This is a genomic window from Jannaschia rubra (assembly GCF_001403735.1).
GTDB classification, from domain to species: domain Bacteria; phylum Pseudomonadota; class Alphaproteobacteria; order Rhodobacterales; family Rhodobacteraceae; genus Jannaschia; species Jannaschia rubra.
Genome location: NZ_CXPG01000023.1, coordinates 35,353 through 48,058, shown reverse-complemented (window position 1 = coordinate 48,058; position 12,706 = coordinate 35,353). Strand labels below are relative to the sequence as shown.

Annotated in this window: 12 protein-coding genes and 1 pseudogene; 10 read left to right on the top strand and 3 right to left on the bottom strand. The window is 70.9% G+C overall.

The window, feature by feature from the left end; all coding sequences use genetic code 11:
* A complete protein-coding gene (locus tag JAN5088_RS16695) occupies positions 1–1,209 on the bottom strand; it encodes an ABC transporter ATP-binding protein (RefSeq protein ID WP_055683976.1) in 1,209 nt (402 codons plus the stop codon).
* 182 nt (positions 1,210–1,391) lie between these two features.
* Between JAN5088_RS16695 and JAN5088_RS16690 the strand changes: the two genes are divergently transcribed.
* A complete protein-coding gene (locus JAN5088_RS16690) occupies positions 1,392–2,087 on the top strand; it encodes a DUF8692 domain-containing protein (protein WP_055683975.1) in 696 nt (231 codons plus the stop codon).
* A gap of 451 nt (positions 2,088–2,538) precedes the next feature.
* On the opposite strand, the gene JAN5088_RS16685 is transcribed toward JAN5088_RS16690, so the two are convergent.
* Positions 2,539–4,209, bottom strand: a complete 1,671-nt coding sequence (locus JAN5088_RS16685) for a type 2 periplasmic-binding domain-containing protein (RefSeq protein WP_055683974.1) — start codon at positions 4,207–4,209, stop codon at positions 2,539–2,541.
* Positions 4,210–4,394: 185 nt separating this feature from the next.
* Between JAN5088_RS16685 and JAN5088_RS16680 the strand changes: the two genes are divergently transcribed.
* From JAN5088_RS16680 to JAN5088_RS16645, 9 genes and pseudogenes are all read left to right on the top strand, one after another.
* The gene (locus tag JAN5088_RS16680; RefSeq protein ID WP_055683973.1) at positions 4,395–5,441 is read left to right on the top strand and encodes an ABC transporter ATP-binding protein; all 1,047 of its coding nucleotides are present in this window, start codon (positions 4,395–4,397) and stop codon (positions 5,439–5,441) included.
* Between the two features lie 12 nt (positions 5,442–5,453).
* A complete protein-coding gene (locus tag JAN5088_RS16675) occupies positions 5,454–5,900 on the top strand; it encodes an RbsD/FucU family protein (RefSeq protein ID WP_055683972.1) in 447 nt (148 codons plus the stop codon).
* The gene (locus tag JAN5088_RS16670) at positions 5,893–6,810 is read left to right on the top strand and encodes a ribokinase (RefSeq protein ID WP_055683971.1); all 918 of its coding nucleotides are present in this window, start codon (positions 5,893–5,895) and stop codon (positions 6,808–6,810) included. Before JAN5088_RS16675 ends, JAN5088_RS16670 begins: the two co-directional genes overlap by 8 nt.
* Before the next feature lie 223 nt (positions 6,811–7,033).
* Positions 7,034–7,249 carry an aroma-sacti cluster domain-containing protein gene (locus tag JAN5088_RS16665; RefSeq protein ID WP_074962752.1) on the top strand — a complete coding sequence of 72 codons (216 nt, stop codon included), beginning with the start codon at positions 7,034–7,036 and terminating at the stop codon, positions 7,247–7,249.
* A gap of 181 nt (positions 7,250–7,430) precedes the next feature.
* Entirely contained in the window at positions 7,431–8,459 is a 1,029-nt protein-coding gene (locus JAN5088_RS16660) for a radical SAM protein (protein ID WP_199502177.1), read from the top strand.
* Positions 8,456–9,466, top strand: a complete 1,011-nt coding sequence (locus tag JAN5088_RS16655) for a radical SAM protein (protein ID WP_055683968.1) — start codon at positions 8,456–8,458, stop codon at positions 9,464–9,466. Before JAN5088_RS16660 ends, JAN5088_RS16655 begins: the two co-directional genes overlap by 4 nt.
* Complete coding sequence (locus tag JAN5088_RS16650) at positions 9,463–10,155, top strand: iron-containing redox enzyme family protein (RefSeq protein WP_055683967.1); 693 nt, start codon at positions 9,463–9,465, stop codon at positions 10,153–10,155. Before JAN5088_RS16655 ends, JAN5088_RS16650 begins: the two co-directional genes overlap by 4 nt.
* A gap of 24 nt (positions 10,156–10,179) precedes the next feature.
* Positions 10,180–10,524 (top strand): annotated as a pseudogene (locus JAN5088_RS19705) (DUF6817 domain-containing protein); the annotation flags it as partial.
* A 42-nt stretch (positions 10,525–10,566) separates the two neighbouring features.
* The gene (locus JAN5088_RS16645) at positions 10,567–11,763 is read left to right on the top strand and encodes an aspartyl/asparaginyl beta-hydroxylase domain-containing protein (protein ID WP_370736424.1); all 1,197 of its coding nucleotides are present in this window, start codon (positions 10,567–10,569) and stop codon (positions 11,761–11,763) included.
* Between the two features lie 10 nt (positions 11,764–11,773).
* Here the strand turns inward: JAN5088_RS16645 and kce are convergent, their stop codons facing one another.
* Positions 11,774–12,706 (bottom strand): 3,5-dioxohexanoate:acetyl-CoA acetone transferase, encoded by a 933-nt coding sequence (gene kce, locus JAN5088_RS16640; protein ID WP_055683965.1) that lies wholly within the window; start codon positions 12,704–12,706, stop codon positions 11,774–11,776.

The following is a 12,706-nucleotide window of genomic DNA, read 5'->3' as shown; positions in this document are numbered from 1 at the left end:
TCAGGCGACCTGCGCGGCCGGGCCGGCGGACGCCGCCGCATCGGGGTCGGGGTCGGGGTGGGGAAAGACCCAGGCCGCATCCATGTCGAACCGCATCAGCGCGGGCCGCCCCGGCGGCCAGTCGTCGATCCCCTCCGACGCGATCCGCACGACGCAGGGCGTGCCGTCGTCGCGCAGGCGCACGAAAAGGTTGGCGTCGGAGCCCGCATGTTCGGCCCGCTCCACCTCCACCCGCAGGCCGGGGGTGGCGCGGTCCTCCTCGGGGTGAACGGTGGCGTGTTCGGGGCGGAAGGCCACCACGCCGGTCGCGTCGCGCAGCGCCTCGCCCCTGATCCGCGCGACGGGTCGGGCGGGGCCGCGTTCCAGCCGCCGCGCCACGGTGGCGGCGTCGATCCGGTTGAGCCACGGCTGCGACAGGAACCGCGCCACATCCAGATCGACGGGGTTGCGGTAAAGCTCGTCCGGGGTGCCCACCTGCCGCACGCGACCCGCGAACATCACCGCGATGCGGTCGGAAATCGCCATCGCCTCGGCCTGGTCATGGGTGACGAACAGGGTGGTCGCGCCGACCCTCCGTTGCAGCGCATGGAGTTCGGCCCGTGTCGTGTTGCGCAGCGCGGCGTCGAGGTTGGCCAAGGGCTCGTCCAGCAGAAAGAGCTTCGGCTCCCGGATCAGCGCGCGGCCGAGGGCGACCCGCTGCCGCTGCCCGCCCGAGAGTTGCAGCGGCCGCCGGTCGAGCAGCGTCTCGATCTGCAACTGAGCGGCGATGCGGTCGACGCGGCGGGCGATGTCGGCGCGCCGCCGTCGCGCGCGGGGCGACAGGCGGTGCAGGCCGGGCGCGCGGCCCAGGGCCGACAGCTCCTGCATCATCAGCGGCGCGGCGAGGTTCTGGCGGCAGGTCATGTGCGGATAGAGCGCGTAGGACTGGAAGACGAAGGCCACCTCCCGCTCGCTCGGGCGCAGGCCGCGCACGTCGCGGTCGCCGATCAGGATGTGGCCCGCGTCGATCTCCTCCAGCCCCGCGATGCTGCGCAGAAGGGTCGATTTGCCGCAGCCGGACGGGCCGATGATCGACATGAATTCGCCCGGTTCCAGGTCGATGGACACGTCGTCGAGCGCGGCCACATCCCCGAACCTCCGCGTCACGCCCCGGATCGACAGGGCGGCGGCCCGGTCGGCCACGGCATCGCCCGCTCTGACTGTCTCCACCCGAACCCTCCCGCTCGACACCGGCCCCCGGCCGTGATCCTGCTGATCTGCGCCGATTTCGCATCGCGTCAACGGTTCGGCTCACGGGCCGGGGCGGCTGGTTTCGGCAGGAAATGCCCGGCGCATGAAACCCTCCGCCGACCGGGGGGTTTGATGCTGACCGAAAAGGAGAAGGATGCAGAATGACGACCAGACCGAGCGGCGTCAGGCCGAAGACCGTCCTTTCGGCGCTGTTCATCGCCTGGCTCGTGCTCTGGTCGGCGAGCGTGCTGCAGGATCTGTTCCTCGCCCTCACCGGGTTCGACCGGAAGATCTGGCTTCTGGACGTGGATTTCGAGGGGAGCATCTACACCTGGTTCTCGACCCTCCTTCTCGCCTTCGCCGGCGTCCTCGCCTTCGTCCTCGCGTCCTGGCGGGGGGAGGGAAGCCGGGGGTTCGCGCGGCAATGGGCGACGATCGGGGCGATCCTGCTTCTGCTGTCGATGGACGAATCCCTGTCGTTCCACGAACGCCTTTCGGGCATTCTGGGCGGGGTCGTCACCACGACGGGCATCTTCAAGTTCGCCTGGGTCATCCCGGCGCTGGCCCTCGTGGCGATCGTCGCGATCCTGTTCCTGCCGTTCCTGCGTCAGCTGCCCCGGCGGGTCGCCGGCACCATGGTCGCCGCGGGCGCGGTCTTCGTCGCGGGCGCCGTGGGGATGGAGATGGTGGCGGGACAATACGTGACCGGCGAGGAGTCCGAGGAGATCTTCGTCTCGCTTTCCTATCGCCTCATGGCCAACATCGAGGAGGGGCTGGAGGTTCTGGGCGTCCTCCTCGTCATCAAGGCGTTCCTGATGCAGGCGCGGATGCTCTATCCCGATTTCTTCAGGGATTGAGGCGCCTCGGCCGGGCAGCCGCCGGAGCCAGCGGAACGCGCGACGCAATTCCCCCATCGCGCCGGCCTCGTAGCAGCGGCCCTGCGCCACGGTGGTCCGCTCGGGCCGCCAGCCCATCACCATCGCCAGCGACCGCCGCGCGGCATCGTGGCGCCCCAGACAGGCCAGCCGCATGTCCAGCGGCGCCTTTCCGCCGGGGCGACGCCCAGACGCGCGCGCAGGCCGGCGTCAGTTCGACGGTGACCAGGCCCATAGCCCGCCGCAGGGCAGCCGCACGAGCACCATCCGCGTGGAAAAGGCAGTGAGCCGCCGGGATGGTGCCCCCGCACGATGCCGCCATCGGCGGCCCAGAGAGCGTCGTCGAAGGGCTTGAGGGTATGACGGGGGTCATGGGTCTCCATTGCGGGCCCCGCCCGGAAGGGCCGGGGCGCGTGTTGCCCCGGCCCCGCGATCACATCCCCAGAGACGCCTTGTAGAGCGCGATCTGGCTGTCGCGGCCGATCTGGTCGGTGATCTTCTCCCAGGCGGCGGCGATGGCGTCCGCCGTCTCCTGCGCGGAGGCGTATTGCCCGGCGTATCCCTTGGCCAGCTCGTCCTCGGCCACGGAATAATACTGGAAGATGCCGGGGATGCGCGGCTCGATCGCGCCGTTGGGGTGGTTGTAGCTGTCGAGGTTGGCGCCGAGGTAATCCTCGACATAGGCCCGGTCGTATCCCGCCGCGTCCCATTCGTCGTACTGGAAGTGCGAGTTGCGATAGGGCTGGAACCCCGACGGATAGGCCGACGTCCAGAGCGACAGGTCCTTGCCCCCCAGATGCGCGGCGGCCGACCAGGCGGCCTTCTTGCGCTTCTCGTCCGAATCGACCGTGGCCATGACGTAGACGCCCCAGCCGATATAGGCGAGGTTCGGCGCCTCGTTGGCCTGTTCGTCCCACTGGCCCGTGGTCGCGTTCCACACCCGGTCCGACCCCGGCAGGGTGGAGAACGCCGCGACGTCCCCCACGACCGAGGTGTCCGAGGTCCGCGCCCCCGCGCCCACGTCGCCCCACCACGTCAGCGCGCCGCCGGTGCCGGCGAGGAACTGCTGGAAGGCGGTCGTGCCGGGGTCGGCGTTGATCTGGTCGGCGGGATAGGCGCCGGGCGTGGCGATCAGGTCCATCACGTCCTGGATCGCCTTGACGAAGGCGGGGTTGTTCACGCGCGGCTTCATCGTGTCGGGGTCGAACAGCCAGGCGGGGTCGTCGGGATGCTTGGCATAGGCCGTGGCCCGATCCTCCAGGAAATAGAACCCGAAGCCGCCCCATCCCTTGAGCGGATCGAGGAAGCCATGCGCCGGCAGCCCGGTCAGCGGATCGGTCTTGCCGGCGAGGAACTTGGAATGCGCGTTCACCTGGTCCCAGGTGGTCGGCGGCGCCCAGTCGCCTTCGCCGCCCGACGCGGCCCAGGCTTCGGCGAACTCGGGGTTCTCGTAGTAGTCCTTGCGATAGGCGAAGGTATGGCAGTCGCCGTCGATCGACACGCGATAGGTCTTGCCGTCCCATGTGCCCACGGGGGCCTTCAGGTAATCGACATAGTCGTCCATGTCGATGATGTCGGCGACCCACTGGGGCATCTCGGACGCCATGCCCCGGCCAAGCACGTCGCCCTCGAACGGGGCGCCCATCTCGATCATGTCGAAATCGACGGTGCCGGTGGCGATGCTCTGTTGCAGGCGCGCGTTGTAATCGGCCTGCGCGAGGTCGATCCAGCTGATGCGCGCGCCCGTGTAATCCTCCCACGACTTCAGGAAACCGCGGAACAGGAAGTTGTGGGTGTTCTGGTTGTTGAGGCCCATGAACGTGAGCTCCACGCCCGCGAACTCGCCTTCCTCGACGGTGTCGCGCGTGGATTGCAGGCACATCTCGCCCACCTTCTGCCAGTCGGCGTCGGTGGGGCTGCCGGTGCCCACACCGGGGATCTGCAGGATCTGCGCGCGCAGGTCCGACTGGGCAAAGGCCGGGCGCGGCAGAAGCCCGGCTCCGGTCAGCGCGGCCAGACCGCCGGTGGCGGCGGCGCCGCGCAGCATGGACCGGCGGCTGATCTTACCGGCGCGCAGCATATGGGCGAAGATATCGTGTCTCATGGGTCTCGCGTCCCTCCCGTGACGGGGCCCGCTCCGGGGCCTGACCTGATCGGATGCCGCGCCCCGCGTCCTCCCCGCGCGGCCGGCCCTGAGACAGTCACTGGCCCGCCCCCCGCCTGTCAAGGAGGGCGTGACAGGACCGGCAGGCCCCGCTAGCGTCGCCCGTGGGGAAACCGGGGGGACGGATGGCCGAAGTCACGATCAGGGACCTGCGCAAGGCATACGGCGCGGTCGAGGTCATTCACGGGCTGGACATCGACATCGCCGACGGGGAGTTCGTCGTGCTGGTCGGCCCCTCCGGCTGCGGCAAATCCACCCTTCTGCGCATGATCGCGGGGCTGGAGGACGTGACCGGCGGCACCATCGCCATCGGCGACCGCGTGGTGAACCACCTGCCGCCCGCGAAACGCGACATCGCCATGGTGTTCCAGAACTACGCGCTCTACCCCCACAAGACGGTGGCGGCGAACATGGCGTTTTCCCTGCGGATGCGGAACATGCCGCGCGACGAGATCGACGCCCGCGTCGCCCGCGCGGCCGAGGTGCTGGGCCTCACGCCCTATCTCTCTCGCCATCCCCGCGCCCTGTCGGGGGGTCAGCGGCAGCGGGTAGCCATGGGCCGCGCCATCGTGCGCGACCCGCAGGTGTTCTTGTTCGACGAGCCCCTGTCCAACCTCGACGCCAAGCTGCGCGTGCAGATGCGCGCCGAGATCCGCGAATTGCACCAGCGGCTGTCCACGACCACCGTCTACGTCACCCACGACCAGATCGAGGCGATGACCATGGCCGACAAGATCGTCGTCCTGCAGGGCGGGCATATCGAGCAGATCGGCGCGCCGCTGGACCTCTACGACCGGCCGGCGAACACCTTCGTCGCGGGCTTCATCGGCTCGCCCTCGATGAACCTGATGCCGGGGCGGGGGGAGGAGGGCGGCGTCGCCACCGGGGGCGCCGTCCTGCCCGTGCCGGGCGTGGCGCCGGGCCGGCAGGTGACGCTGGGGATGCGTCCGGAACATCTGGTGCTGTCGGACAGCGGCATGGCCGCCACGGTCTCGGTGGTCGAACCCACAGGGTCCGAGACCCACGTCATCGCCCGTCTGGGCGACCGCGACGTCACCGCCGTCACCCGCGACCGCCCCGCCGTCCGGCCCGGCGAAACCATCCACCTGAGCCCGGTTCCCGGCAGCGTCCACATCTTCGACGAGGCCAGCGGCGCGCGGCTCGACATCTGAAAGGGACAGGCCATGCTCAAGGGGATCGACCCCATCCTGAACGCCGAGGTTCTGGGCGCGCTGCGCGCCATGGGCCACGGCGACATGCTGATCCTGGCGGATACCAACTTTCCCTCCGACGCCATCGCGCAGGACACGGTGCTGGGCCATCTGCTGCGGATCGACCGCCCCATGGGCGAGGTGGCGCGCGCGGTCCTGTCGGTCCTGCCGCTCGATACCTTCGTCGAGGATTTCGCGGGCCGGATGCAGGTGGTGGATGCGCCCGACGACGTGCCCGGCGTGCAGGCCGAGGTCCAGCAGGAGATCGCCGCCACGGGCGAGACGCGCGCGATGGTCGGCATCGAACGCTTCGCCTTCTACGACCTCGCCCGCCGGGCCTATGCCGTGATCCAGACGGGCGAGCGGCGGTTCTACGGATGCATCATGCTGCGCAAGGGGGTCATCGGGCCGGATGAGTGACATCGTGATCCTGGGCGTCTTCGTCGCCGACACCGCCTATCGCGCCGACCGCCAGCCGCGCATGGGCGAGACGATCCTGGGGCGGTCGTTCGCCCTCGGCCCCGGCGGGAAGGGCTCGAACCAGGCCGTCGCCGCCGCGCGCGCGGGCGGGCGCGTGACCTTCCTGTCGAAGCTGGGCCGCGACACCTTCGGCGACATGGCGATGGACACCTGGGCCGCCGCGGGCGTCGTCCCCGCCGTCGAACGGGGCGAGACGCCCACCGGCGCCGCCTACATCTTCATCGAGGAGGGGTCGGGCGACAACGCCATCATCATCGCCCCCGGCGCCGCCGCCGAGATCGACGCGGCCTTTATCGACCAGCACGCGGGGCTGATCGGATCGGCACGCGTCTTCGTCACCCAGCTGGAACAACCGATGCAGGCCGCCCTGCGCGCGCTGACCGTCGCGCGGAAGGGGCGCGCGATCACCGTGCTGAACCCCGCGCCGGCGGCCGAACTGCCGGACGGCATGCTGGCGCTCTGCGACTACGTCACCCCCAACGAGACCGAGGCGGAGGCGCTGACCGGCCTGGCCGTGACCGACCTCGACACCGCGCGCCGGGCGGGCCGCGCGCTGCTGGCCCAGGGCGTGCGCCGCGCCGCGATCCTGACGCTCGGCGCGCAGGGGGCGCTGTTCCATTCGGCCGACCGCAGCATCCACGTCCCCGCCTTCGACGCGGGCCCCGTGGTCGAGACGACGGGCGCGGGCGACGCCTTCAACGGCGGGTTCGCCGCCGCCGTGGCGGAGGGGATGGACCCGGAGGAGGCGACCCGTTTCGGCTGCGCCACCGCCGCGATCAGCGTGACGCGGCCCGGCACCGCGCCCTCCATGCCCGACCGGGCCGAGGTGCTGGCCCTGCTCGGCCGGTAGGGTATTCCCTACCTTCGGGCAATTCGGCACATTTTTACTCCGCACGACTCGGCGTTTGTGATAATCTGTAATCAATCGACAGGATACGTGGCGTTTTGCGGATGCGAAACGGACGCCGCGCAGGGGCCGGACTCGAAGACCCGAAACACTGTCGGGAAGAGTCATCAAACTGGAATTGAGGCATTCGGCAGGAACTGTAACCAAGCGATTGGAGTGTTTCGCCATGGCCGACAAGAGAGAAATGACGACGGCGCGGATGGTCCGCGTCCGCAAGAGCGGTCTGCAGATCGACGCGTTGAACGAGGACCTGCAGAACCAGATCTCGCTGCTCGACGACGATGAGCTTGCGGTGCTTGAGTCCGTGAAGGCCAAGCTCAACAAGAACCTACCCGACAACCTGAAGGCCGCGGCCGACGTGGTGGGTGGATTCGTCTGGTAGGACGACCGGCGCACGCCCCTTCCGCGCCCGATTGCGACGGGGCGTGCGCGCGAATGACCGCATGAATTGAAAACGCGAAGGGGCCTGACTCCGGCGGCATTGTCCGCCGGCAATGGGAAGGCTCGTGCCAATTCGGAACGCCGCGAAAGGACGCGCAATGCATCTTGCCGAGATACTGGATATGCGGAACGATATCGGCGGCGGCGTTTCGATCGGATTGACGCGGCGCTGCCCACTCAGTTGCGCCCATTGCTCGACCCGCTCGACGATGGAAAGCGAGGAGGCCCCAGCCGAGATCTTCACCCGCTTCGTCGGCACCTTCCGCCGCGACGACCGACCGGAGATCCTGGCCCTGTCGGGGGGCGAGGCGCTGCTGCGCCCGGACCTCGTGCAAGCGCTTGCATCCACGGCGCGCAAGGTCGGCACGCGCACCAGCGTCCTGTCGGGTCTGTTCTTCGCGCGGGCCGACCGCATCCCGCCGCCGATCCTGCGGGCCGTCGACGCGGTCGACCACTTCTCGACCAGCTTCGACGTCTTCCACGAACCCGAGGTGCCGCGCGACCGTCTGTTCCGCACCCTGGGCGCGATCATGGACCGGGGCGTCGACGTCAGCCTGCACCTGGTGGGGCAGGGGGCCGACGACCCTTGGCTCGGCACCTTCATCGGCGACGTGCGGCGGCGTTTCGGCGACGCCGTGCCCATGGTGGTCAACGCGCTCGCGCCCTTCGGCCGAGCGCGCGACTGGCTGGCGCCCCTCGAAGGCGAGGGCGCCGACACCGCCGCCGCGAACCCCTGCGCCATGGCCGCCTGGCCGGTGGTGGGCTTCGACGGCACCGTGTCGGCCTGCGGCAACGACGACGTCTTCGACCGCAGGCCCCCGCATCTGCTGCTGGGCCACGCCGCGACCGACGGCTGGCCCACGATCCGCGCGCGAACGGAACGCTCCGCCCTCCTGCGGGCGATCCGCCTGTTCGGCCCGCGCGCCACGGCACGTCGGCTGGGGCAGGGGTGCGACGGCTATTGCGCGGCGTGCATGGCGCTCGACGCGAATGCAGCGACGGACCTGTCCGCCCTGATGGACCGCCCGGCCACCCGCGTGCTGGAGCGGGGGGTGCAGGCCCTGCTGCGCGGCGGCGGCGGCGAGGCGTTCCTGCGCCGCCACGGCATCCCGCGCTTTGCGGGGCTGTCGCAACTGGGGCGTCCGGCATGACCCGCGCGGCGTCCCCCAGGCTCGACCACGCGGCGATCGAGCGTGTGCGCGCCCGCCGGGGTCGGTCGATCCTGCTGTTCCTGACGGACCGCTGCCCGGTGGGCTGCGCGCATTGCTCGGTCGACTCGCGCGGGGACAGCCCGACCATCGCCGATTTCGACCTGTTCGGCCGCATCCTCGACTGGATCGCGCGGGAAGATGCCTTCGACGTGGTCGCATTCTCGGGCGGGGAGCCCTTCGTCGAGCGGCGCGGCCTGACGCTGGCGTGCGACCGGCTCGCGGCGGCGGGCAAGCGCATCGTCCTTTTCACCAGCGGCGTCTGGGCCCGGCAGGCCCGCACCCCCGCCTGGACCCGCCGCGTGCTGGAGCAGAGCACGACCGTCTATCTCAGCACCGATGCCTTCCACATGAGCCACGTCACCGGCGACGATTTCGTCCGTGCGGCCCGGCAGGTGGCGACCTCGGGCGCGTGGCTCGTGGTGCAGGGGCTCGACGACGCGACCACGCGGCGGCGCATCGAGGATCTGCTGGCCCGCGCGTTCGGCCCGGAGTGGCCGGCGCGGGCGGAGGTGAACCTGAACGCGCCATTGGCCAACGGGCGGGGTGCGGCGCTGTTCTTTCCGACCGCGCACACGCCGGGCGCCGACTTCGGGCCGTGCACCCTCGTCCGCAATCCGATGGTCCGCTACGACGGCACGGTCGTCGGCTGCTGCAACGAGGACGTGCTGATGGGGCGGGGGCCGGCCCGCCTGCGCCGCCGGGCCGAAACCGCGCAGGGCTTCGCCGAGGCGGCCCGCGCGTTCCACGACGACCCCCTTCTGCGGGTGATCGGCGACAGCGGCTTCGGCGCGCTGACGCGGCATCCCCGCCTGAACGATCTGGGCGACGCATGTTTCGCCAACAACTGCGACCTGTGCTGGAAGGCGCTCGACCGGATGGAGGGCCGAGGCCCGCCGGACCGCCTGATGTCGGCCATGGCCGCCTTGGGACAGGAGACCCCGCAATGACCCGTCGAACCCCGAGCGAACGCCTGATCGCGCGTCTGGATCTGGTGCACCGGGCCTTTTCCGCGCAGGCGCGCAAGCTGTGGACCGGACCGGAGGCGCGGCTGGTCTATCCCGTCTACCTGTCGATGATGCACGGGGTCGTGCGCTCCGCCGTGCCGCTGATGCAGGCGGCGCAGCGGGCGGCGCGGGCCTTGGGGCCGGACGACCCGCTGGGGGTCGAACTCGACGCCTATTTCGCGCACCACATCCCGGAGGAGACGGGCCACGACGTCTGGCTGCTGGAGGATCTGGCCGCCACCGGACACGACCCCGCGGCCGCGCTTGCGCAGGTTCCCCCGCCCGCCGTGGCCGAGATGGTGGGCGCGCAATACTACTGGATCGCGCATGTGCATCCCGTCGCGCTCCTGGGCCACATCGCCGCGATCGAGGCCTATCACCCGCCCGAAGGCTTTGCCCGGCGGCTGGAGGAGCTGACCGGCTGGCCCCGCTCCGCCTTCCGCGCCATCGCCCGGCACGAGGTTCTCGACGTCCACCACCGCCGCGACCTGATCGACCTGATCGACCGCCTGCCGCTGCGGCCGGAGCACGAGAAGGTCATGGCGCTGAGCGGGCTGCACACCGTCGATGCAGGCATGACCATTCTCGAAACCATCCACGCCCGCGCCGTCGGACCCATGGCGGCCGAATGACCCGCCTGACCCGGAGACAGACCCATGACCCAGACTCTCGACGCCCCCCGCACGCGGCCCATCGGCCCCATCGTCACCGCCCTGGCCGATCGCGGCGCCGACCGCGCGGCCCACGGGCGCGGCAGCGTGCTGCGCCACCTGGTGAACACCCATGCCATCCTGAGCGGCTGGAACCAGCCCGAGCGCCTGTGCCTGGCAGGGCTGGCGCATAACGTCTATTCCACCGACGGGCACGAGGCCGCGCTGTTCGACCCCGGCGACCGCGCCCCGCTGCGCGCGCTGCTGGGCGAGCGGGCGGAGCGTCTGGTCCACCTGTTCGGCGGGCTGTCGCGCGTGGCGCTGTTCGAGGCGGTGTCCGAACGACCCGCGCCGACCGCCGTCCTGCGCCTGCCCGACCGGCGCGGGGGGCCGATGCTGCGCCTCGGGCCGCGCGACATCGGGGACCTGCTGGTGCTCTACCTCGCCAACGTGGCCGACCAGGCCTGCCTGCGCGACGGCGGCCCGACGCATTGGCTGGCCCGCGCGTCGGAGCTGCTGGCGCTGGCGGTGCCGCGGGCGGAGGTCGTGCCCCCCGTGCTGGACCGCGGCCGCACCCGCGTGACCGTCCGCGCCGAGGAGGAAGGGCTGGAGGCCTATGACACAGCGCTGCGCGTGATCGCGCGGGACAGGGCCGGCGCGGCCGCCCGGCTCGACACGGCGATGCGTCTGCTGCCCTGCGTGGGGGAGCCTGCGATCCTGCGCGGCCTCCTGCACCTCGCCACGGGCGATCGTTCGGCCGGGCGCGCCGCGATGGCACGGGGGGCGGCGGCACTGCGGGCCTGGGGCACGCCCTGGGACAAGCGTCTGGGCCTGTCGGAATGGCTGCGGCTGGCGGGGTCGGATCACTGGCCGGAGGCGGGGTTCGACGGGGTGACGGCCTCGCCGCGCGACCTGCTGGCCGCCCCCTTGCCCGAGGGCGGCGACATCAGGGTGCCGCCCCGGTTCCGCACCTATGTCGCGCGGCGCAAGGCCGACCCCGGACCGCACGGCCCCGGCGTCGGCATCTACCCGGGGCTGTCCGCCCGGCCCTGGCACGATGCCCCCGCCGTTCCCGTGGCCCGCGCGCTGGAGGAGGCCGCCGGGGCCATCGCCGAGGAGTTCGCCGCCCTGCACCCCGCCGATTTCGCCGACGAGTCCGAGGACATCGCCCGCACCGGCCGCTGGACCGTCCTGTTCCTGCACGGAGAGGACGGCCCGCGCGACGACGTGCGCGCCGCCTGTCCGGTGACGGCCGGCATCCTCGACGCGCATGGGGCCGCGGTGGAGGGGGCGGGCGTGGCCTATTTCTCGCGTCTCGCGCCCGGCACCCGCATCGCGTCGCACCGCGGCGCGACCAACACCCGGCTGCGCCTGCACCTCGGCATCGACATCCCGGCCGAGGGCTGCACGATGACCGTGGCCGGCGAGGCCGGCACCTGGCGGACCGGCCGCTGCACGGTCTTCGACGACAGCTTCTTTCACGACGTCCGCAACGACTCCCCCGACCCGCGCGTCGTCCTGATCGTCGACCTCTGGCACCCCGACCTTTCGCCGCAGGAGGTGGCGCTGCTGCGGTGGCTGGCGGAATAGGGGGCGGGTGTCAGAACGCCACGCCGTCCGCGCCCTTCAGGTGCAGGATCTCGCGCGCCTCGTCCGGGGTCGCCACCGACAGGCCCAGCCCCTCGATGATCTGGCGCGCGGCGCGGACCTGTTCGGAACTGCTTTCGGCCAGACGCCCCGGCCCGGCCCAGAGCGAATCCTCCAGCCCCACGCGGACGTGCCCGCCCATGGCGGCCGACATCGCGGCGATGTTGAGCTGGTTGCGCCCCGCGCCGAGGACGGACCAGCGATACTGGTCCCCGAACAGCCGGTCCGCCGTGCGCTTCATGTGCCACACATCGTCCGGGTGCGCGCCGATCCCGCCCATGAGGCCGAAGACCGTCTGGATGAACAGGGGCGCCTTCACCAGCCCCGCGTCGAGGAAATACTTGAGGTTGTACAGATGCGAAGTGTCGTAGCACTCGAACTCGAACCTCGTGCCGTTCGCGCCCAGGGTCGTCACGATATGCTCGATGTCGCCGAAGGTGTTGCGGAACACGATGTCGCGGTTCGACAGATAGGTCTTTTCCCAGTCGTGCTTCAGATCGTCCGCGAAGCGCCCCAGCATCGGGAACAGGCCGAAGTTCATCGTCCCCATGTTGAGCGACGCAAGCTCCGGCTTCCAGGTGGCGGCGGGGCGGATCCGCTCCTCGATCGACATGGTAGGCGCGCCGCCGGTGGTGATGTTGACGATGCAGGCCGCCTGTTCCTTGATCGTCCGCAGGAACGGCTCGAACGCCTCGGCCGTCTGGTCGGGGCGGCCGTCTTCGGGATCGCGGGCGTGCAGGTGGACGATGGCGGCCCCGGCCTCATGCGCGTCGATGGCGGCGCGGGCGATTTCATCGGGGGTGACGGGCAGATGGGGCGACATCGACGGGGTGTGGATGGCGCCCGTGATCGCGCAGGTGATGATCGTCTTCCGTTGGCTGGCCAT

Bases quoted from the DNA above. Each gene is read 5' to 3' on its own strand.
- JAN5088_RS16665 (WP_074962752.1), top strand. From the start codon at position 7,034: ATGGCCGACAAGAGAGAAATGACGACGGCGCGGATGGTCCGCGTCCGC.
- JAN5088_RS16645 (WP_370736424.1), top strand. From the start codon at position 10,567: ATGCTGCGCCTCGGGCCGCGCGACATCGGGGACCTGCTGGTGCTCTAC.
- JAN5088_RS16690 (WP_055683975.1), top strand. From the start codon at position 1,392: ATGACGACCAGACCGAGCGGCGTCAGGCCGAAGACCGTCCTTTCGGCG.
- JAN5088_RS16685 (WP_055683974.1), bottom strand. From the start codon at position 4,209: ATGAGACACGATATCTTCGCCCATATGCTGCGCGCCGGTAAGATCAGC.
- JAN5088_RS16675 (WP_055683972.1), top strand. From the start codon at position 5,454: ATGCTCAAGGGGATCGACCCCATCCTGAACGCCGAGGTTCTGGGCGCG.
- JAN5088_RS16660 (WP_199502177.1), top strand. From the start codon at position 7,431: ATGCGGAACGATATCGGCGGCGGCGTTTCGATCGGATTGACGCGGCGC.
- JAN5088_RS16655 (WP_055683968.1), top strand. From the start codon at position 8,456: ATGACCCGCGCGGCGTCCCCCAGGCTCGACCACGCGGCGATCGAGCGT.
- JAN5088_RS16650 (WP_055683967.1), top strand. From the start codon at position 9,463: ATGACCCGTCGAACCCCGAGCGAACGCCTGATCGCGCGTCTGGATCTG.
- JAN5088_RS16670 (WP_055683971.1), top strand. From the start codon at position 5,893: ATGAGTGACATCGTGATCCTGGGCGTCTTCGTCGCCGACACCGCCTAT.
- kce (WP_055683965.1), bottom strand. From the start codon at position 12,706: ATGGCCAGCCAACGGAAGACGATCATCACCTGCGCGATCACGGGCGCC.
- JAN5088_RS16680 (WP_055683973.1), top strand. From the start codon at position 4,395: ATGGCCGAAGTCACGATCAGGGACCTGCGCAAGGCATACGGCGCGGTC.